We start from the raw sequence: 18346 nt of genomic DNA, 5'->3' as shown, positions 1-18346 counted from the left end.
CCCCGCCCCCGCATCTCCCCCGCCGCCCTCCTCCGTGTCTCAGCGGCCGGACGACGTTTCGCCCGGGTTTCACGGAGCCGCTAGGCTCCCGCTCGTGGCTGAGATCCGGATTCCCGCTGACATCAAGCCCGCCGACGGTCGTTTCGGCGCGGGCCCCTCCAAGGTGCGGACGGAAGCGCTGGACGCGCTGGCCGCCACCGGCACCTCCCTGCTGGGCACCTCCCACCGACAGGCCCCGGTGAAGAACCTGGTCGGCCAGGTGCGCGAGGGCATCTCCGAGTTGTTCCGGCTCCCCGAGGGCTACGAGGTGGTCCTCGGCAACGGCGGCTCCACCGCCTTCTGGGACATCGCGACGCACGGCCTGATCGAGAACAAGTCGCAGCACCTCACGTTCGGCGAGTTCAGCTCCAAGTTCGCCAAGGCCGCCAAGCTGGCGCCGTGGCTGGCCGAGCCGACGGTCGTCTCCTCCGACCCGGGCACGCACCCCGACCCGCAGGCCGAGGCCGGCGTCGACGTGTACGCCTTCACGCACAACGAGACCTCCACGGGTGTCGCCGCCCCCATCAAGCGGGTGGCGGGCGCCGACGAGGGCGCGCTGGTCCTGGTCGACGCCACGTCGGGCGCCGGCGGCCTGCCGGTGGACATCGCCGAGACGGACGTCTACTACTTCGCCCCGCAGAAGTCCTTCGCCTCCGACGGCGGCCTGTGGATCGGCGTGTTCTCCCCGGCCGCGATCGAGCGCGCGGAGCGGATCCACGCGTCCGGCCGCCACATCCCGGAGTTCTTCAGCCTCCCCACGGCGATCGACAACTCCCGCAAGAACCAGACGTACAACACCCCGGCGCTGGCCACCCTCTTCCTCCTGAACCAGCAGCTGGAGTGGATCAACGGCCAGGGCGGCCTGGACTGGTCCACGGCCCGCACGAAGGACTCCTCGACCCGCCTGTACGCGTGGGCGGAGGAGTCCAAGCACGCCAGCCCGTTCGTCGCCGACCCGGCCAAGCGCTCCCAGGTCATCGGCACGATCGACTTCAGCGACGAGGTGGACGCGGCGGCCGTCGCCAAGGTCCTGCGCGCCAACGGCATCGTCGACACCGAGCCCTACCGCAAGCTCGGCCGCAACCAGCTCCGCGTCGCCATGTTCCCGGCGATCGACCCGGCGGACGTCGAGGCCCTCACGAAGTGCGTCGACCACGTCATCGAGCAGCTGTAGCAGCTCCCGGCAGTACGACGGCGAGGGGCGCCCGGTGGGTCACCGGGCGCCCCTCGCCGTACGGAGGCCACGAAGGCTCAGGGTGCCGTTTCCGCCCGGACGATCAGGGTGCCGATGTGGCCGGACACCGGAGCGTCGAGCACCCGTGCTTGGGCCGAGGCGAACCCGGCCCGCGTCAGCAGGCGCTCCCAGACTGCTGGACGGTAGCTGTAGCGGTAGGTGAACATGGCCCTCCCGGCGAAGCCGCCCTTGTACATGCCCTGCGGGCCGTACGCGCCCGGGACGGCGGGCGGCTGCGAGAACACGAACACCCCGCCCGGATTGAGCCGCGCCCGCACGAGCGGGAACAGACGGCCCGGGTCGGTGAACCACGCGGCGCCGAAGACGGAACAGACGGCGTCGTACGTCCGGCCGGGAGCGGCCAGCCACTCCAGAACCTCGCCGCAGGCGAACACGGCGCCGGTGCCCGCCCACCGCGCGGTGCTCTTCTTCACCATGACCGGAGAGAGGTCGACGCCGTGTGCGGTGATGCCACGCAGGGCGAGGTGGGCGAGGGCGCGGCCGGTGCCGCAACCGATCTCCAGCACGCTGCGCGGGGCACCGAGGAGTTCCGGACCGGGGCCGTGGCCGGCGTACTGCGTCCACCCGAACACCGGCTCGGCGTCGTCCTTGAACGCGGACTCGGCGTAGGCGTCCCACAGTTGGGTCTCGGCGGGGATGTCGTGCGGAACGGGCACAGCGGGTGTTCCTCCTCCGGAGAGAAGCCGTCCCGCCCCCGGGACGGAACGAGGGCAGGGATCGGCGCAGGGCGGTTCAGTGGCTGTCGGGGACCTTGTTGTCGCACGGCGAGCAGTCCGTGCCGTCGATGGCCCACAGCTCCTCGTCGACGGTGAAGCCGATGGACTTCAGGAAGTCCGCGGTACGCAGACACAGGCCGTCGCGGCGACGCTCGACGAACGGCGCGTGGTGCTTGTACCGGCCCTCGTTGTAGACCTCGCAGAGGGCCCACCAGACCGGGGTGTCGAGGATGAGCTGGTGGACACCGATGTCGACGAGTTTGCCGACACCGAGGTGCACTTCGGGGTGCTCCATACAGCCGATGGTGTACATGACGGCGTTCCCGAGGATGCGTTCCGCCATGTCGCGGACCATGGCGTGGTCGCGCAGCAGCAGGGCGACCTCGCGGTCCCACAGGCTCATACCGCCGTCCAGAACGTTGACGCTCAGATGCCCGATGTGCGGCTGGACGGCGTTGAGCAGCTCTTTCGGGTCCCTGGTACGAGTAAGCGATGCGCTGTCGAGCATGACGGTCATGGACGTTTCCCTTTCGAGCGGTGTGGGGCCGTACTCGCGATGGCCCGCCCCAGGGCAGAGACGCAGCCATGACCAGAACGCTAGGGAAAGGCAGTTGCCACCGACTCAGGTGTTTCTCGGAGTTTCTCGATCGATGTGACAGGTTGCGCGAAGTTTCTGTCAAGGCCGACAGGACTGGGCATATGGGGCCTCGGTCTCGGAGAAGCTGGTCAGAGCAGACCCAGGTGAAGGGAAGACCATGCGACGGCTCCGGTTCAACGGCACGGGCTCGGGCGGCGGCGGATGCCCCGGCGTACACGAAGACCTCGACTCGGGTGAGGTCGTCGTGCACGGCCCACCGCTCATGAACCCTGATGACCTGGCGCAGTTACGCCATTTCGACGAGGGCGAAGTTGCCGTCGTAGTGCCGCGCAATACGCTGGTCGACTTCGGACCGCGCGACGAGACGCCGCGGATCATCAACGCCGACGACGAGTTCGCCCGCCTCTTCGAGACGTTCGAGCACACCGCCTGGCGTCTGGAGACACGGCGCCGGTACGCAAGTGACGAAGCCACGGACACGTGGGCGCAGTTCGTGGCAAACCGACCGGTCCAGTGGGACCACGAGGACAACTGGTGCCGCAACGTGCGTGCCCAGACGGCTCAGGGCAAGCGTTTCGAGCGGGTCCGTCTGGTCGACTCCCCGGCCACGACCGGACAGCTGTACCTGCTCGACAACGCCGCACGGAACTGCGCCGTCGGCGAGGACATCCGCAACCTCACACGCGTCGAGGCTCAGCGGCTGCATCTGCCCGCCGAGGACTTCTGGCTCTTCGACTCCCGGCTGGTCGCCCGGCTCGTCTTCGACGACGCCGACGGACTGGTCGGCATCGAACTCGTCACAGAGCCGGCGGCCGTCAACCGCTACTGCCAGATGCGGGACGCGGCCTGGCACCATGCGGTTCCGTACGATCATTTCAAAGCCGCCATGTAAGTGACGTGAGGTCCGGTGAGCACCGACTATCAGCAGGCTCGTGAGGCATTGGGTGTCCAGCTCCGGGAGCTGCGGCTCGCACACCCTGACGGTCGGCTCACCGGCGCCCAGCTCGCGGAGCGCCTCGGTCCGGGGTGGACCAAGTCCAAGGTCAGCAAGCTGGAGAACGGCAGGCAGACCGCCGAGGCCGAGGAACTCAGGGCGTGGGCCGAGGCCACGGGCCATCCGGAGGCGTACGACGGCCTGCTCGCCCGACTCCGCGGGTTCGAGTCCCGCATCCGGTCGTGGCGGAGACAACTCGCCTCCGGGCACAAGCCCGTCCAGGACGCGATCACCGCCGAACACGAGCGCACCCGGGTTCTGACCATCTGGGAGAACAACCTCGTCCCCGGGATGCTCCAGACCGCCGACTACGCCCGGCACGTCTTCACGCGCCATGCCGACCTCATGCAGTCGCCACGCGACACCGAGGCAGCGGTACGCGCACGGATCCGCCGCCAGGAGTGCCTCTACGAATCCGGCAGGACGTACAGAATCCTGATGTGGGAAGCCGCCCTGCACGCGCTGGTGTGCCCTCCTTCGGTACTGGCCGCCCAGCTCGACCGGCTCACGAGCGTCATGGGCCTGGACACCGTGGAACTCGGCGTGGTGCCGTTCACAGCCGCCCTCAAGATCTATCCGGGCAACGGATTCTGGATCTATGACGAACGACGGGTGGTCGTCGAGGACTGGCACGCGGAGCTGTGGCTGGACGATTCCGATAGCATCACGACGTACCTACGGGTGTGGAACACGCTGAAAGAATCCGCGGTGTACGGAGCCGGAGCACATGAGGTGATCACCGCCGCGCGGCACGCACTGACCCGAGGCCGACCCGGCTGACCGTCCTCACCACCACTTACCGGAACTGCCCAGGAACGCCTACCGGCTCCGGTCGAAGACGGCGATCAGCAGGCCGTGCTGTCACTTGCTGTCACGGACGGCGCGGCCGCCGGAAGCACACCGTCCAGCCCCGCGACACCGATGACGATCGCAGACCGTTTGCAGGCCGGACCGCCCGCGCGGCCCTCGTCACAATCCAGCGGGAAACCGGACGCACCACCTGAACGAAGGTCACGAACCGTCACGAGGTTTTGCCGAGAGGGGATAGGTCTTCTTCCCTCGTCGGGCGGACCTGACGCTTCGGGTTCCGTCGACCATGAGAACGCCGCCCAGCGCGACAGCGATGATCGAATACGGCAGCTCGGATATGACCTCGGCGAGATAACAGGCCACGAGCGCTAAACCAATAACCATCTTGAACCCGTTGAGCAGATACTTCATTTCCTGAAACCCTTGCGTAGATGTGGGAGGGAGGGGGCGGCGAAGCCGCCCCCTCCCTCAGCTTCTGCCAATAAGCCAGTTCATGATCCGCCACCAGCGCATGTTGCGGTGCAGGTGCCGGTCGCGGACCAGTACGTCGTCACGCGGGTGCCCGCGTCGGTGCCGGTGGCGCCGGGCAGGAGCTGCTTGGTGACGCGGCCCTGGGTGTCGTACTCCGTGGTCTCGGTGATTGCGAGGCCTCCGGGGTCCTTGATCGTCTTGGTCGGCAGGCCCTTGGCCCAGTCGTAGACGGTCTGGACGGCGCGGGTCTCGCCCTGGACGGTCGGGTGCTCGCGCACCTGGGCGCCGGTGGTGGTCCTGGTGATCTGGTCCTTGACCTTGGCGGTGCCGTCGGTCGGGCGGCCGGCGTCGTACTCGTTGACCGTCCAGGTGCGGGCCGTGACCGACGTGCCGGACGGCACCAGGGTGGTGGTGCCCTGCTTCGGATCGGCGGTCAGGTCGACGCGGCGCAGCGGGCCGTACTCCTCCAGTTCCCGGGTGCCGGTGTCGTTGTAGACGGACTTGGTCGCCAGGAGGTCGGCGCGTTCGACGCCGGTGAGCTGGGCGATGCCGAGGTCGGCCTGGACGGCCTTGTCGGCGGCGGTCGTACCGAGGGCGACGGCACGGTTGGCGGCAGTCAGCTCGCGGACCGTGTTGCCGAAGCGGTCGTACTCGGTGGTGGTGACGTGCCCGCCGGGGGCGGCGGTGTTCACTTCACGGCCGGAGACGCCGAGGTAGTGGACCTCTGCACGCTTGTGGTCGGCCGCGGTCAGCGAACCACCGGAGGGAGCATTCCGCAGCGCCCACGGCCGCGCCCCGCCCGGCAGGCCCACCGCCCGCCGGCAGAGCCGCCCCCACCGTGGCGAAAACACATGCCCGTAGGTCAAGCGGCCGCAAAATTTCGGTAGGGTGCGGAACGCTCCGAACGCCGGGGCCATGCCGCGTCGTTGCAGGCGTCGCCGAGCGCCGCACCCACGTCACCGTGTGGCCGCAGGCGCCGGCCCCTGCAGGCGTACCAGTTGCGGCCGTGGGCCGCTTTTCCAATGGGGTGGGAATTGTCCAGTCACCGGATGTCCAGAAAAGGCCGCTACATAGCCTGGTCGACGGCGGGCGTCGTGGTCGTGGCCGGGGCGGGGATCGCCGCGCAGACCTCGATGGCGGCCACCACCTGGCCCGCCCAGAAGACCTACACCGGCCGCGCCTTCGACACCTGCACCGCACCCTCGCTGTCCGCGATGAAGGCCTGGAAGAGCAACGGCTTCTACGGCGCCGCCGCCGTCTACATCGGCGGCAAGAACCGCGGCTGCACCCAGGCCAACCTCACCGCGTCCTGGGTGAAGTCGGTCAACGCGGCCGGCTGGAAGCTCATCCCGCTCTACGTCGGCGCCCAGCCGCCCTGCCAGACCAGCAGGAACCCGGAGAGGTTCACCGCCACCACAGCAGCCGCCGTCGGCAAGAGCAACGCCGAGGACGCCGTCGCCAAGGCGTCCGCGCTCGGCATGAAGGCCGGCAGCCCCATCTACCTCAACATGGAGTCGTACGACATCACGAACAAGGCGTGCAACGACGCCACCCTGATGTACGTGCGCTCCTTCACCAAGACCCTGCGCGCCAAGACATACCGCGCCGGGCTCTACGGCTTCAGCAGCTCCAGCGCCAAGGCCATCGCCACCGCGACGAACCGGACGGACCTGCCGGGCAACCTCTGGTACGCCCTATGGGACAAGAAGAACACCACCACCGCGGACTGGCCCTGGGACCCCAAGCTGTACACGAACCACAGCCGCGGCCACCAGTACATGGTCAACAGCAAGGAGACCCGCGGCGGTTACACGATCACCGTGGACCGCAACGCGTGGGACGCCCCGGTCGCCCTCGTCGGCTGACCTCCCCGCACGGGTGCGGGTGCGGCAGTGCCCGAACGGCGTGGAGGTGTTCACTCCGTCGTCGGTCGTGCAGCCCCTTCGGCCGGGCGTTCACCTTCGCCGAGTTGGTCGGTGACGGCGGTGGGACGTGCGGCGGTGTTTGGTCCGTCCGCTGGGGGGCGTAAGTCCGGAAGGAGAGGGAGGCGGTCGCGGATCGCTTGGTTCCGCACTCGTTCCGTCCCGAGCAACCTTCGTGAACGCCGAGCGGTCCTGCCGGGTGCCGGGGTCGGGCATCGTCCGGATGCCCGTGGGTCGGCATACGGGCAGAAGCAGAAGAGGACTTGCCGAGTACCTGAGTGAGGTCGGGGATGACGGATATGAACACCGCGGTGACATGGGTCGACGCACGCGACAGACTGCCCCGGAGCGGTACACCGGTGGCGGCGGCGATCACCGGTCGCTATCCGGCTGACAGCGCCACCGAGTCCGGTACGGCGTCGGGTGAGGAATTCTGGCTGGTGAGGCCGATGTACTTCACGACTCTGCACTGGAGCGAGGACGGGACGGAGCACCGGGACTGCTTCGTCGACTCCGACGGGATCGTCCGTTTGCCCTACGGCTCCACCAATGCCGAAAGCGTGACCCACTGGGCCGAGTTGCCCACCCTGCCCGGCGGGACGATGCACGCCGTTCTCGGGAAGGACGTGCAGACGGCTCTCCGGAATGCGTGGGTCGCTCGCCCCACCGAGTGACCCACAGCAGCCTGCTCGGACAGCTCCGGGCAGGCTGTTCCCGTCCTCACACAGTCCCGGAACAGCCTTGGTGCCGAGCCGCCGTCAGGCCGCGGACGTCGGCATGAAGGGGCTCACCGCTTCGGTCACCACGAGCTCTCCTCCTGCGCGAACTGCCGCAGGAAGCCCTGCCAGCTCCGACCGGAGACGGCGATCAGCGGGCCGTCCCGCCACTTGCTGTCCCGGAGCGCGCGGCCGTTGACGTTGGTGGCGGCCACTTCCACGCAGTTGCTCTCCTGCCCCGAGTAGGAGGACTTCCGGAACGGGCCTATGACCTCGATCATGACGTGTCTTCCTTGAGGGTCCGCAGTGCGCTCCGGATGAGACTGGCGCTCGCCTCCGGAGCCAGTGCGGATGATCGTAGTAGGTCATACGTATTGGCGTAAGCCGCCAGGTCCTCGGGGTCCTCAAGGACCGACGCGCCCCTCAGGTTCTCCAGCGTCACCGCCTCGACGGTCGGCTCCGAGTCGAAGCTGAACGTGGAGAAGGCCGAGGTCGCGGCTGCCAGGAGCCCGGCCTTGAAGGGCAGTACCTGGATCGTGACGTTCTTCCGCTTCCCGGCTTCGAGGATCGCGGAGAGCTGCTCCCTGTGAACCTCGACGTCCACCAGCGGGTGCGCGACGACCGCCTCCCACACGATGGCGGTGTACGTCGCTCCGCCTTCTTCGATCTTCGCCTGGCGGCTCTCCCGGACCTTCACCAGCTGGGTGATCCGTTCGGGGGAAACGTAGTTGGGCCCCTCGGTGGTGACCGCCTCGGCGTAAGCGGGGGTCTGCAGCAGGCCGGGCACCAACACCGGCTGCCACTCACGAATGTGGGAGGCGTCGTCCTCCAGCGCGATGTGGTCGAGGTAGTCGGGCCGCAAGTGTGCCGCGTGCTCCAGCCACCAGCCCCGTTTCTTCGAGTGCTTGGCCAAATCCTCCAGCTTGGAGCGCACTTCAGGGTCCGTGACGCCGTACGCGTCGAGCAGCAGCCGTACTTCGATGACGCGTGCGGTGACGTGTCCGCTTTCGAGGCGGCTGACCCTGGCCTGGCTCGACGCGATGATCTCGGCGGCCTGCGGCTGGTCGAGCTTGGCGGCGTGCCGGTACTGCCTGAGCGCCGTCCCCAGACGCCTGCTGCGTACGGTCGGCCGTCCCCCTGCGGGCATGGGATCTCCCCTCTCCGGCCGCAACGATGCCACACGCGTCATCGCCTCCGGGATCCCATCACTCGATCGAGTGCACAACTGCATGTATTCAATAGAGAAGGTTGTGGGCGTATCGGATACGTCCGCAGTTTCGCCCCATGTCACCGACGGAAACCTTCCGCATCCCCCGACACCGACGGCACATCGCCACCGCCCGCCAGCGTGTCCGCAAGGCCCTCGCCGACTGGGGTGTCACCGACCAACTCGCCTACTCAGCAACCCTCCTGGCCAACGAACTCGTCACCAACGCCGTGACCCACTGCCGCGTCGCCGACGCCCAGGTCGAGGTCACGCTGACCCTGCACGGGACGGAGCTGGTCCTGGAGGTCGCGGACCCGGACCGGGACCGGCTCCCCCGGCTCCGCCACTCCGGCCCGGACGAGGAGAGCGGGCGCGGCCTCGCGCTCGTCGCGGCGCTGGCCGACTCCTGGGGGTGCCGGCAGGAGCCGTACACGAAACGCGTGTGGGCCCGGTTCTCACCGGCCGCGACGGGGTCCCCGGAGAAGGCCCGTGTTCCGGTTGCTTCTTGACGCGGGCACCCGCCTGTTCACCCGGCCACAGCCACCCGAACCCCTCATGAGCGATCTGGCGCAGGCGGTCCGCTCGCCCGACCCCTACGTCTGGCGGCTGCCGAACCCCCACGACGCCCGCCGGCGCCGCTGGTCCAGGCGCTCCCGTGCCACCGGCCGCCATCCGCCCTTCCCGCACGACGAGTCCTGCTGGGAGACCCGCCCGCACCCGCGCCACCGTCCTGGCGGACCGACGACGACGTGGCGCGGCCGTACGTCCTGCGGCTTGACCAGCCGCCGGGCCCGTTCGGCCCGGAAGGCCCGGCCGGCCGGTATCAGTTGCCGTGCGGCTCGGAGTCGCTGTACGGGAACGGTCCGGTGGCGCCGCCGTGGGCCCTTCGCCGGCCGGCCTGCTGATACGCCTCGTAGATACCGCTGCCGGTGGAGGCGGGGTTCGACACCACCATTCCCCGGGGCAACGTCCGGCCGGTCATGGCCCTCCACACCTCGGCCGCGAAGCTGGTGCAGTTGTAGCGCAGGAAGTTGTAGTCCTCCCCCGAGCGCTGGTGGGCCAGCATGTACCCGCGGACGACGTCTCTCAGCGACACGTTCACCGAGAGCTTGTCGTCGTAGCGGCGGTGCGGTTCGGGGCAGCGGATCATGCCGGGCACGCTCTGCACCGGACCGGCGCCGGCCTGCGGATAGAAGCCGAAGGAGGCACGCTTCCTGCTGCTGGTCTCCCACTGGATCCAGACGTGACCCACCTCGTAGTCCTGGTAGAAGTCCGGGCTGGTCCAGGGCTTGCCGCGGTCGGCCTTGACCGTGACCTTGTACGAGTCCGCCTCCCCGTCGGCCACGCTCTTCCTGATGAAGGTCCGCAGCGGGGCGATCAGTTCGTCGAGAGGGAGATCGGGAACGCCGCGGACGCCCTGGAGCCGCCTCTCGAGTCCGATGGCGGCGTACGCCTCACGGGCGGCCGCGCGCGCGGATTCCTCGACGACCGCGGCGGTGCGGCCCTGTTCGTAGTGCTTCTCGTCGAAGACGCTCGTGTACGTGGCGCGGAACGCGTGCTCGAACTCCACGGCCTCCCTCGACCGGGGCCGGACGTCGATCGCACCCACCTCGTGGGAGGCCCACGCCGCCGCGATGTTCGCGAACTCCGTGATGGCGGACACCTCCTCGGCCGTCGCACCCGGTTGCGGCGCGCAGAGACGGAGGGCGACACTGCGCGCGATCTCACCGGCCGTCCAGGCGGGCGAAGCCGCGGGCGCCGACACCTGCCGGGGTGCCGGGGCGGTACGGCCGGCCTCCCCCGGGCTCGGGTTGCGGCTCCGGCCCCGCTCGGAACCGGAGGAGTGGGAGTCGTAGTAGTCGGCGTCGTAACCGCCGTCCATCTTGACCGGGTCGTAGCGGAGCATGCGCTGCACCGGCGGTGGGCCGGCCGCCGCCACCGCGGGGAGAGCACCGCTGTCGGCGCCCGTCCGCCGGGGAAGGCGCTGCACGGGCGCCGGTGACGACATGACCCGTGCCGCGTTGGCCTCGGCTTCGCGTTCGAAGCGGTCGGAGGGATCGGAGACCTTCAGGCCCGCCCCGTTGTCGAGGCCGGCGACGGGGCCCTGCCGCTGCTGGACGACGTGGGTGAGTTCGTGGGCGAGGGTGTGCCTGTCGGCGCCGCCGTCGCCGATGACGATGTGATGTCCGGAGGTGTAGGCACGGGCGCCGATCTCGGACGCGGACGCCCGCGCCGCACCGCCCTCGTGGATACGGACGTCGGAGAAGTCCTGACCGAACCGGGCTTCCATGTCGGAGCGGGTGGTGTCGTCCATGGGCCGGCCGGCCGCGCGCAGGACGTCGTGCACGGCGGAACGCTGCACCGCGCCCTGTACGGCCGTCCCCTCATGGCCGCACCCGGCGCCGTGCCGGTGCCGGGCCCAGGGGTGTCCCGCCTGCCGCAGCATCTGGACGACCGCCGCGTTGCCCGCGGCGCCCTGCTGCGCCAGCAGTGTGTGCGCGGGCGTCGCGGCGCCGGGACCAGGCGCTTTCGCCGATGTGCGAGCGGGGGCACGACTGGGCCTGGAACCGTCGCGCTCGGGGGATGTCTCGTTGACGCGCATCGCAGCCTTCCGGGGTGACCACATCGAAAGTCGCCGCCGTCCCGCGGAGCCGCGGAGCACGGAGCAGCCGATACGCAGGGAAACGGACAACTCCCGGAACCGGTTCACCACCCGTCGGACCGCTCCGGGGCGGGTGGACGGCACGCGGACAGGTCGTCGGCCGCCACAGGCACCGAGGGGTGCCCGGCTGCCACCGGACACCCCTGCCCACGGCCGTACGGCTGACGCCGTCGTACCAGTCACGCAGCCGTGCAGCTCACGTTCGGCACGCCCCCGCCCCCCGGCGCCGCGCCGAAGCCGAAGCTCGCCGAACCGCCCGCGGCCAGCGCCCCGTTGTGGGCGGCGTTCACCGCCGTGACCGTCGCGCCGCTCTGGGTGTACGACGCGTTCCACATGCTGGTGACCTTCTGCGAGCCGGGTCAGGTCCAGGTCACCTTCCACGAACTGATTGCCTTCGTACCGGTGTTGGTGACCTTCACGTCGGCGTTGAAGCCGCCGCCCCAGTCGCTGCTGACCGTGTACGCGGCGGTGCAGGCGGCCGTACCGCCGCCCGGGTCACCGGGGTTGCCCGGGTCGCCGGGGTCGCCGCTCCCGGTCCCCGGCGCGAAGCCGGGCGCCTTGACGCTCGTCAGGTAGCCGTCCTTGACCGTGTCCACGGTCTGCCAGTCGTCCTTCAGGATGCCGCCCGTGTCACCGGAGTTGGGGTTCCAGGACCAGAACGTCCAGTGGAAGGAGTCCGCGCCGTACGTCGAGGTGGGCCGCAGGTAGTTCACCAGGGCCGTCAGCCACTTCTGGTCGACCGTCGACTGGAGGGTGGTGCCGAACTCACCCACCCACACGGGGGCGATGTTCTGCTTGAAGATGTAGCCCCAGTACTTGTCCCAGATCCCGGGCATGTTCGCGGGGAACGCCGGGTCGCTGAACCAGCTCTGCTGGGCCACGCTGGTGGCGTAGTCGTGGGCGGAGTAGACGACCCGGTTCGGCACGTCGAGCTGGACCGGGTACTGGGCGACGCCCATCAGGTTGCCGCCCCACCAGCCGGAGACCCCGTCGAAGGTCTGCACGCCCTCCACGAAGATCAGCAGGTTCGGGTTGACGGAGAGCACGGCGTTCCCGGCGCGCTGGGCCGCCAGCCGCCAGTCCCTCGTCGTGTCCCCGCAGCCCCAGCAGGCGGGGTCGTGCGGCTCGTTGTGCAGGTCGATGCCCACGACGGTGGGGTTGCCGGCGTAACGCCCGGCGATCGACTTGAGGTTGGCGATCCACGTCGACTCCGGGACCGCCGAGGTGTACCAGAGCGCCGACTGGCCCGCCCCGTCCGGGCGGTGCCGGTCCAGGATGACCTTGACGCCGGTCTGGCCGGCGTATCCGACGATCTTGTCCAGCACCTGGAGGGAGGTGAGTCCTTGCAGGTCGGCGTTCTTCCCGGCGGAGAAGTCGATGCTGTTGGGGACGGCGCCGGGTTTGAGGATGTCGTCGCTGAACGGGAGCCGCAGGGTGTTGTAACCCGTCGTCCTGATCTGGTCGATCATGCTCTTGTAATCGCGGGACCACAGGCCGTGGACGACGTTGTTGGAGGTCTCGAAGCCGAACCAGTTGATGCCGGCGACGCGGACCGGCTGCCCGGACGCGTCCAGGATCTGGCGGCCGCTGGTGTGCCAGTACCCGGCTCCGCCGGCGTCCGCAGCCTGCGCCTGCGGGGCCGCGGCCAGGGGGATCAGCGGTAGCAGGAGTGCGGCGGCGGCCGTGCACAGTGCTCTGCGCATGGTGCGGAACATGTCGCTGCTTCCTCTCGGGGTGCGGCCCGGAAAGAGTGGGAGCGCTCCCACAACCGCGCCTCCCATGGAAGAGGGCTCACATGGACACGTCAAGATGGTCGACGTCAGCTGGTGCACTCCGGCTTCGCCCGGGGCGGGCGTCCCGGCCCGGGGCGCGGCGGGCTTCCGGGCTCGGCCCGGGGCGGGCGTCCCGGCTCGGCCCGGGGCGGGCGCCTCAGCGCCTGCGCCGCAGCCGGCCGAGGCCGAACAGGGCCAGGCACAGGACCGCCACCGCGACCGCCCCCACCTTCACGCTCCCGCTCGTCCCGGAGTCCTCGCCCCCGTCGGAGGAGGACGCCGAACCGCCGCCGCCGGAGGGCGACCCGGACCCCGGGTCACCGGGCGCGTCCTCCGCCCGCACCTCGCTGCCGGCGCCCTCGGTGCCGTACATCAGCTTCGAGCCGTCGGCGGAGAAGGTGACGGACTCGCCCTGCCGCTGCAACGGCACGTCGAGGCGGCCCAGCCGCTTGGGGACGCCGGCGTTCCAGTCGTAGTCGATGCCGCCGAAGTAGCCGCGTACGGCGAGCCGTTCGCCGTCCGGGGAGAGGGCGGCGTCGGTGGCCCACAGGTCGATGGGGGCGACGGGGCGGAAGACGTTCTTCCCCGAGGCGGAGAGCTTGGCCGGGCCCTCGTACAGGTGGCCGCCGTCCTCCTTCTTGTCGATGATGTAGACGCGCCCCGTCTTCGGGTGGACGAGCAGCGACTCGGCGTCCCGGGCGCCGTCGGAGTACGTCACGACGTACTGCGTGGCGCGCACGGTCGCGTCCTTCAGCTCCTTCGGCTCGGGCAGCTCGTAGATCCACACGTACGGCCAGGTGCCGCCGAGGTTGTCGCCGATGTCCCCGACGAGGATCCGGTTGCCCGGACCGACGGAGATCGCCTCGACGTCGCGCGGGGTGCCGATGCCGGTGAGGGTGAGGCGCGCGACCGTCTTCCCCGAGGCACTGTCGACGGCGTAGAGGTAGGGGCCGTCGTCGCTGTCGTTGTGCGTCCAGTAGACGCCGGGGTGCTGCCGGGAGGCGGCCAGACCGCTGGACTCGGTGATCCTCGGGTCCTCGATCGTGAAGCTCTTGTCGCCGTCGGCGGCGGAGGCGGGCGCGGCGAGCGCACCCACGAGCAGGGCCCCGGCGAGGAGGGCGAACGGTCGGCGCATGCCCCAAGCCTGCCATCCCGCCTGCCTGTTCCTCACTCGTGGTCCGACTCACATCCCACGCGCCGCTCCCGTCCTCCATGATGAGCGGATGCTCAGGATCATGCCCGTCGGCGACTCGATGACGATCGGCAGCGCGGGCGAGCACACCTGGCGCCACCGCCTGTGGCGGCACCTGTGCGCGACGCACGGGGCCCCGGTCACGCTCGTCGGCCCCCGCGAGACGCTGTACGACAAGGCGGCGGACGCCCCCACGTCGTACGCCTACGCCGATCCCGGCTTCCCCCGCCGCCACCTGGCCGGCTGGGGCGAGGGCTGGCTGCACATGGCCCCGCTCGTCGGCGACGCGGTCCGCGACTGCCGGGCGGACGTCCTGCTGGTCTCCCTCGGCCTGATAGACCTCGGCTTCTACACGAACGCCGAGCAGACGGCGCAGAACGTCCGCCTCTTCGTGGAGCGGGCGCGGACGGCGAACCCGAAGATCGGCATGGTCCTCCTGCCGGTGATTCCCAACATCCGGGCCGCGCAGGACGAGCCGTTCGCCGCCCAGGTCTCCCTCTTCAACGAGCTCCTCGCCAAGACCGCCGCCGACCTGGACGAGCCGGCCTCCCCCCTCCTCCTGGCCCCGGTCCCGGAGGACTGGGACATCGCCACCGACACCTACGACGGCACCCACCCGAACGCGAACGGCGAACACCGGCTGGCGTCGGCCTTCGCGAAGGCCCTGCACCAGGGGTGGGGGCTGGGCGGGCCGTACGGGGCTGAACGCTCCCCGCGGGCGGCCCCCCTTGCATAGAGCCCACTCCAGGCCGTTGGCTTGAGCCCATGGAGTACACGCAGCTCGGACGCACCGGACTCAAGGTCAGCCGACTGGTCCTCGGGACCATGAACTTCGGACCGCAGACAGACGAAGCCACCAGCCACACGATCATGGACGCGGCGCTGGACGCGGGCATCAATTTCTTCGATACCGCAAATGTCTATGGGTGGGGCGAGAACAAGGGCCGTACGGAATCCATCATCGGGAACTGGTTCGCCCAGGGCGGCGAGCGGCGCGACAAGGTCGTGCTCGCCACCAAGGTGTACGGCAACATGGGCGCCGACGGCGAGGCCTGGCCCAACCACGACAAGCTCTCCGCCCTCAACATCCGGCGGGCGGTCGACGCCAGTCTCAAGCGGCTGCGGACCGACCACATCGACCTCTACCAGTTCCACCACGTCGACCGGGACACTCCCTTCGAGGAGATCTGGCAGGCGGTCGACGTGCTCGTGCAGCAGGGCAAGATCCTCTACGTCGGCTCCTCCAACTTCCCCGGCTACAAGATCGCCCAGGCCAACGAGATCGCCGCCCGGCGCGGCGGCACCATCGGCCTGGTCAGCGAGCAGTGCCTCTACAACCTGGCCGAGCGGCGCGCCGAGATGGAGGTCGTCCCGGCGGCGCAGGAGTACGGCCTCGGGGTGATCCCCTGGTCGCCGCTGCACGGCGGTCTGCTCGGCGGCGTCCTCAAGAAGGAGGCCACACAGGGGCGCCGGGCGAGCGGCCGCGCGGCCGACACGCTCAAGGACACCAAGGCACGCGAGCAGATCCAGGCGTACGAGGACCTGCTCGACAAGCACGGCCTGGAGCCCGGCGAGGTCGCGCTGGCCTGGCTGCTCACCCGGCCCGGCGTGACCGGCCCGATCGTCGGTCCGCGTACGGCCGAGCAGCTCGCGTCCGCCGTGCGGGCGGTCGAGCTGGAGCTGGGCGAGGAGCTGCTGGCGGGCCTCGACGAGGTGTTCCCCGGCCCGGGTCCGTCCCCGGAGGCCTTCGCCTGGTAGTCGAGCGGCGACGGTCCGGGGCCGGTGAGCCGGCCGCCCGGTCCGGTGAGCCGGGGGCGGCGGTCCGCCGGCCGGAGGGTCTGTCCCCGTCAAGCCCGCGGCAGCGGTGTGCGGCGGCGGGCGGTCACTTCCCGAGTGCCGCCGCCACCGCCACCACGACGAACATCAGTACGAGCGCACCGGCCATGATCCGGTTCCGGGTCTTCGGGTCCACCCTCCGAGCCTAACCGGCCGCGCCGAGCGCCCAGCGGCCGACCGGCTCGTAACGCGGCTGCTCCCCCGGCACCCCGGACGTCGGCGGGTGGCTGCGCACGAGCGTCAGCTCCCGCACGGTCCACTCGCGGCCCGCGAAGGTGTGCAGCGAGTCGACGTAGGGGCGGGTGTCGACGGCGTCGCGGCTGCGGGCCAGCGTCAGGTGGGCCTTGTAACGGCGGTGCTCGCCGAGGTCCAGGCCCGCCTTGCGGCCCGCCGCCTCCGCCCGGTCCGCCAGCAGCCGCAGCGCCGCCGTCCCGCCCGCGGCCCCGGCCCACAGCGCCCGCCCGTGCCCGAACTGCCCGCCGCCGCGCAGGGCCAGGACGAAGGGCCCGGTGTGCCGCGCGGCCCGCTCCAGCCGTGCCGACAGCCCGGGTACGGCCTCCGCGTCGACCTCGCCGTAGAAGGCGAGGGTGAGGTGCCAGCCGGGGCGGCCGGTCCAGCGCAGCCGGTCGGCGCCGGGCAGCCTGCGCAACGCGTCGACCTCGGCGGCGAGTTCGTCGGCCACGTCCTGCGGGGGCAGCACGGCGGCGAAGAGTCTCATGGGGCCAGTGTGCCTTCCGTCACCACCGCAACCGCTTCCGCCTCCGGCACCTGCCCCTGCCGCGTCACACCGCGGCCGCCAGTTCCTCGCGCCGCTCCCGGGGCACGAACCGCACGACCGGGTGGCCGCGGCGCCAGCCGACGGCGAGGCGCAGGCCGCCGACGCGGGCCAGGACCAGGCCGACGACCGCCGCCGCCAGCGCGGAGACCGCGCCGCCCGCCGCGAGGCCCGCCCGGACGCCGTACGCGTCGGTGATCCAGCCGGCGATCGGGGCGCCGACCGGGGAGCCGCCGAGGAAGACCATCATGTAGAGGGCCATGACGCGGCCGCGCATGGCCGGGTCGGTGCCCATCTGGATGGTGGTGTTCGCGGTGACGTTGACCGTCATGCCGAACATGCCGATCGGCGCCATGAGCAGCGCGAACAGCCACAGGGACGGGGCGGCGGCGGCGACCAATTCCATCACGCCGAACGCCACGGCCGCCGCGATCAGCACCCGCATGCGGGAGGTTCCGCGGCGGGCGGCGAGCAGTGCGCCGGCGAGCGAGCCGACGGCCATCAGGGTGTTGAAGAGGCTGTAGGAGCCGGCGCCCGCGTGGAAGACGTCGTCGGCGAAGGCGGAGAGGTAGACGGGGAAGTTGAAGCCGAAGGTGCCGATGAAGCCGACCAGGACGATCGGCCAGATCAGGTCCGGGCGGCCGGCGACGTAGTGCAGGCCCTCCCGCAGCTGGCCCTTGCCGCGCGGGGCGCGCCGGGCGGCGTGCAGTTCGCGGCCGCGCATCAGCAGCAGTCCGGCGATGGGCGCGACGAAGGACAGGCCGTTGGCGAGGAACGCCCAGCCGGTGCCCACCCCGGTGATCATCAGGCCGGCGACGGCCGGGCCGACGAGGCGGGCGGACTGGAAGTTCGCGGAGTTGAGACTGACCGCGTTCTGGAGCTGGTCGGGGCCGACCATCTCGGAGACGAAGGACTGGCGGGCCGGGTTGTCCAGGACGGTCGCGAGTCCGACGGCGAAGGCGGCGACGTAGACGTGCCAGACCTCGACGTGCCCGGAGAGGGTGAGCAGAGCGAGCGCGATCCCGGTGACGGCCATGGCCACCTGGGTGAACAGGAGGGTGCGGCGCTTGGGCCAGCGGTCGACGAGGACGCCGCCGTAGAGGCCGAACAGGAGCATCGGCAGGAACTGCAGGGCCGTCGTGACGCCGACGGCGGTGGCGGAGCCGGTGAGGCTCAGCACCAGCCAGTCCTGGGCGATGCGCTGCATCCAGGTGCCGATGTTGGAGACGACCTGGCCGGCGAAGAACAGGCGGTAGTTCCTGACCCGGAGGGAGCTGAACATCGAGGACCTGCGGGTGCCCCCGGACGGGCCGGGGGGAGAGTCGTGGGTGGTCGGTGCGGGGGCGGAGTCTGCTCCGGGTCCCGTACTCAACAGGGTCGC

Annotated in this window: 17 protein-coding genes and 2 pseudogenes; 8 read left to right on the top strand and 11 right to left on the bottom strand. The window is 70.4% G+C overall.

Translation table 11 applies throughout. The features are described 5' to 3' along the window. Positions 1–94: 94 nt before the first annotated feature. Positions 95–1213 carry a phosphoserine transaminase gene (serC, locus tag ACIP5W_RS16970; protein WP_401473236.1) on the top strand — a complete coding sequence of 373 codons (1119 nt, stop codon included), beginning with the start codon at positions 95–97 and terminating at the stop codon, positions 1211–1213. 77 nt (positions 1214–1290) lie between these two features. Here serC and ACIP5W_RS16965 read toward each other — a convergent pair whose 3' ends face one another. Together ACIP5W_RS16965 and ACIP5W_RS16960 are read right to left on the bottom strand one after the other, a co-directional pair. Next, a complete protein-coding gene (locus tag ACIP5W_RS16965) occupies positions 1291–1950 on the bottom strand; it encodes a class I SAM-dependent DNA methyltransferase (RefSeq protein ID WP_401473233.1) in 660 nt (219 codons plus the stop codon). 76 nt (positions 1951–2026) lie between these two features. Beyond that, entirely contained in the window at positions 2027–2527 is a 501-nt protein-coding gene (locus ACIP5W_RS16960; protein WP_401473230.1) for a hypothetical protein, read from the bottom strand. A gap of 238 nt (positions 2528–2765) precedes the next feature. Between ACIP5W_RS16960 and ACIP5W_RS16955 the strand changes: the two genes are divergently transcribed. Beyond that, positions 2766–3500: a DUF6879 family protein gene (locus ACIP5W_RS16955; RefSeq protein ID WP_401473227.1), complete on the top strand. Its 735-nt coding sequence runs from the start codon at positions 2766–2768 to the stop codon at positions 3498–3500. Between the two features lie 15 nt (positions 3501–3515). Then, the gene (locus ACIP5W_RS16950) at positions 3516–4382 is read left to right on the top strand and encodes a helix-turn-helix domain-containing protein (RefSeq protein ID WP_401473224.1); all 867 of its coding nucleotides are present in this window, start codon (positions 3516–3518) and stop codon (positions 4380–4382) included. Positions 4383–4613: 231 nt separating this feature from the next. Here ACIP5W_RS16950 and ACIP5W_RS16945 read toward each other — a convergent pair whose 3' ends face one another. Together ACIP5W_RS16945 and ACIP5W_RS16940 are read right to left on the bottom strand one after the other, a co-directional pair. After that, positions 4614–4823: a hypothetical protein gene (locus ACIP5W_RS16945; protein WP_401473221.1), complete on the bottom strand. Its 210-nt coding sequence runs from the start codon at positions 4821–4823 to the stop codon at positions 4614–4616. A 92-nt stretch (positions 4824–4915) separates the two neighbouring features. Next, a pseudogene (locus tag ACIP5W_RS16940) lies at positions 4916–5647 on the bottom strand (sugar-binding protein); the annotation flags it as partial. A gap of 270 nt (positions 5648–5917) precedes the next feature. Between ACIP5W_RS16940 and ACIP5W_RS16935 the strand changes: the two are divergent. Together ACIP5W_RS16935 and ACIP5W_RS16930 are read left to right on the top strand one after the other, a co-directional pair. After that, complete coding sequence (locus ACIP5W_RS16935) at positions 5918–6748, top strand: glycoside hydrolase domain-containing protein (protein ID WP_401473218.1); 831 nt, start codon at positions 5918–5920, stop codon at positions 6746–6748. A gap of 347 nt (positions 6749–7095) precedes the next feature. Next, positions 7096–7479: an AQJ64_40280 family protein gene (locus ACIP5W_RS16930; protein WP_401473215.1), complete on the top strand. Its 384-nt coding sequence runs from the start codon at positions 7096–7098 to the stop codon at positions 7477–7479. Positions 7480–7604: 125 nt separating this feature from the next. On the opposite strand, the gene ACIP5W_RS16925 is transcribed toward ACIP5W_RS16930, so the two are convergent. Further along, positions 7605–7802 (bottom strand): DUF397 domain-containing protein, encoded by a 198-nt coding sequence (locus tag ACIP5W_RS16925; protein WP_401473212.1) that lies wholly within the window; start codon positions 7800–7802, stop codon positions 7605–7607. Then, positions 7799–8668, bottom strand: coding sequence for a helix-turn-helix domain-containing protein (locus ACIP5W_RS16920; RefSeq protein ID WP_401473209.1), 870 nt, complete (start codon positions 8666–8668; stop codon positions 7799–7801). The genes ACIP5W_RS16925 and ACIP5W_RS16920 overlap by 4 nt, the downstream gene beginning before the upstream one ends. A 137-nt stretch (positions 8669–8805) precedes the next feature. Between ACIP5W_RS16920 and ACIP5W_RS16915 the strand changes: the two genes are divergently transcribed. After that, positions 8806–9237, top strand: a complete 432-nt coding sequence (locus ACIP5W_RS16915; RefSeq protein WP_401473206.1) for an ATP-binding protein — start codon at positions 8806–8808, stop codon at positions 9235–9237. A 314-nt stretch (positions 9238–9551) separates the two neighbouring features. On the opposite strand, the gene ACIP5W_RS16910 is transcribed toward ACIP5W_RS16915, so the two are convergent. From ACIP5W_RS16910 to ACIP5W_RS16900, 3 genes and pseudogenes are all read right to left on the bottom strand, one after another. Then, positions 9552–11330, bottom strand: coding sequence for a DUF4157 domain-containing protein (locus ACIP5W_RS16910; RefSeq protein ID WP_401473203.1), 1779 nt, complete (start codon positions 11328–11330; stop codon positions 9552–9554). Between the two features lie 239 nt (positions 11331–11569). Further along, positions 11570–13105 (bottom strand): annotated as a pseudogene (locus ACIP5W_RS16905) (cellulase family glycosylhydrolase). A gap of 214 nt (positions 13106–13319) precedes the next feature. Then, positions 13320–14297, bottom strand: a complete 978-nt coding sequence (locus tag ACIP5W_RS16900) for a WD40 repeat domain-containing protein (RefSeq protein ID WP_401473200.1) — start codon at positions 14295–14297, stop codon at positions 13320–13322. Between the two features lie 88 nt (positions 14298–14385). Between ACIP5W_RS16900 and ACIP5W_RS16895 the strand changes: the two genes are divergently transcribed. Then, a complete protein-coding gene (locus ACIP5W_RS16895) occupies positions 14386–15090 on the top strand; it encodes a GDSL-type esterase/lipase family protein (protein WP_401473197.1) in 705 nt (234 codons plus the stop codon). A gap of 29 nt (positions 15091–15119) precedes the next feature. Then, entirely contained in the window at positions 15120–16112 is a 993-nt protein-coding gene (locus ACIP5W_RS16890) for an aldo/keto reductase (protein WP_401473194.1), read from the top strand. Positions 16113–16335: 223 nt separating this feature from the next. On the opposite strand, the gene thpR is transcribed toward ACIP5W_RS16890, so the two are convergent. Together thpR and ACIP5W_RS16880 are read right to left on the bottom strand one after the other, a co-directional pair. Continuing rightward, positions 16336–16908, bottom strand: coding sequence for an RNA 2',3'-cyclic phosphodiesterase (thpR, locus tag ACIP5W_RS16885; protein WP_401473191.1), 573 nt, complete (start codon positions 16906–16908; stop codon positions 16336–16338). Between the two features lie 64 nt (positions 16909–16972). Beyond that, on the bottom strand, positions 16973–18337 hold the full coding sequence (locus ACIP5W_RS16880) for an MFS transporter (protein WP_401473188.1): 1365 nt from the start codon (positions 18335–18337) through the stop codon (positions 16973–16975). Positions 18338–18346 lie beyond the last annotated feature (9 nt).

Source organism: Streptomyces sp. NPDC088766, assembly GCF_044750845.1.
GTDB lineage: Bacteria > Actinomycetota > Actinomycetes > Streptomycetales > Streptomycetaceae > Streptomyces.
This window is presented reverse-complemented; position numbering and strand designations above follow the sequence as displayed.

Excerpts from the sequence above, each read along its gene's own strand:
- ACIP5W_RS16960 (WP_401473230.1), bottom strand. The coding sequence starts at position 2,527 with ATGACCGTCATGCTCGACAGCGCATCGCTTACTCGTACCAGGGACCCG.
- ACIP5W_RS16955 (WP_401473227.1), top strand. The coding sequence starts at position 2,766 with ATGCGACGGCTCCGGTTCAACGGCACGGGCTCGGGCGGCGGCGGATGC.
- ACIP5W_RS16945 (WP_401473221.1), bottom strand. The coding sequence starts at position 4,823 with ATGAAGTATCTGCTCAACGGGTTCAAGATGGTTATTGGTTTAGCGCTC.
- ACIP5W_RS16930 (WP_401473215.1), top strand. The coding sequence starts at position 7,096 with ATGACGGATATGAACACCGCGGTGACATGGGTCGACGCACGCGACAGA.
- ACIP5W_RS16925 (WP_401473212.1), bottom strand. The coding sequence starts at position 7,802 with ATGATCGAGGTCATAGGCCCGTTCCGGAAGTCCTCCTACTCGGGGCAG.
- ACIP5W_RS16920 (WP_401473209.1), bottom strand. The coding sequence starts at position 8,668 with ATGCCCGCAGGGGGACGGCCGACCGTACGCAGCAGGCGTCTGGGGACG.
- ACIP5W_RS16915 (WP_401473206.1), top strand. The coding sequence starts at position 8,806 with ATGTCACCGACGGAAACCTTCCGCATCCCCCGACACCGACGGCACATC.
- ACIP5W_RS16910 (WP_401473203.1), bottom strand. The coding sequence starts at position 11,330 with ATGCGCGTCAACGAGACATCCCCCGAGCGCGACGGTTCCAGGCCCAGT.
- ACIP5W_RS16900 (WP_401473200.1), bottom strand. The coding sequence starts at position 14,297 with ATGCGCCGACCGTTCGCCCTCCTCGCCGGGGCCCTGCTCGTGGGTGCG.
- ACIP5W_RS16895 (WP_401473197.1), top strand. The coding sequence starts at position 14,386 with ATGCTCAGGATCATGCCCGTCGGCGACTCGATGACGATCGGCAGCGCG.
- ACIP5W_RS16890 (WP_401473194.1), top strand. The coding sequence starts at position 15,120 with ATGGAGTACACGCAGCTCGGACGCACCGGACTCAAGGTCAGCCGACTG.
- thpR (WP_401473191.1), bottom strand. The coding sequence starts at position 16,908 with ATGAGACTCTTCGCCGCCGTGCTGCCCCCGCAGGACGTGGCCGACGAA.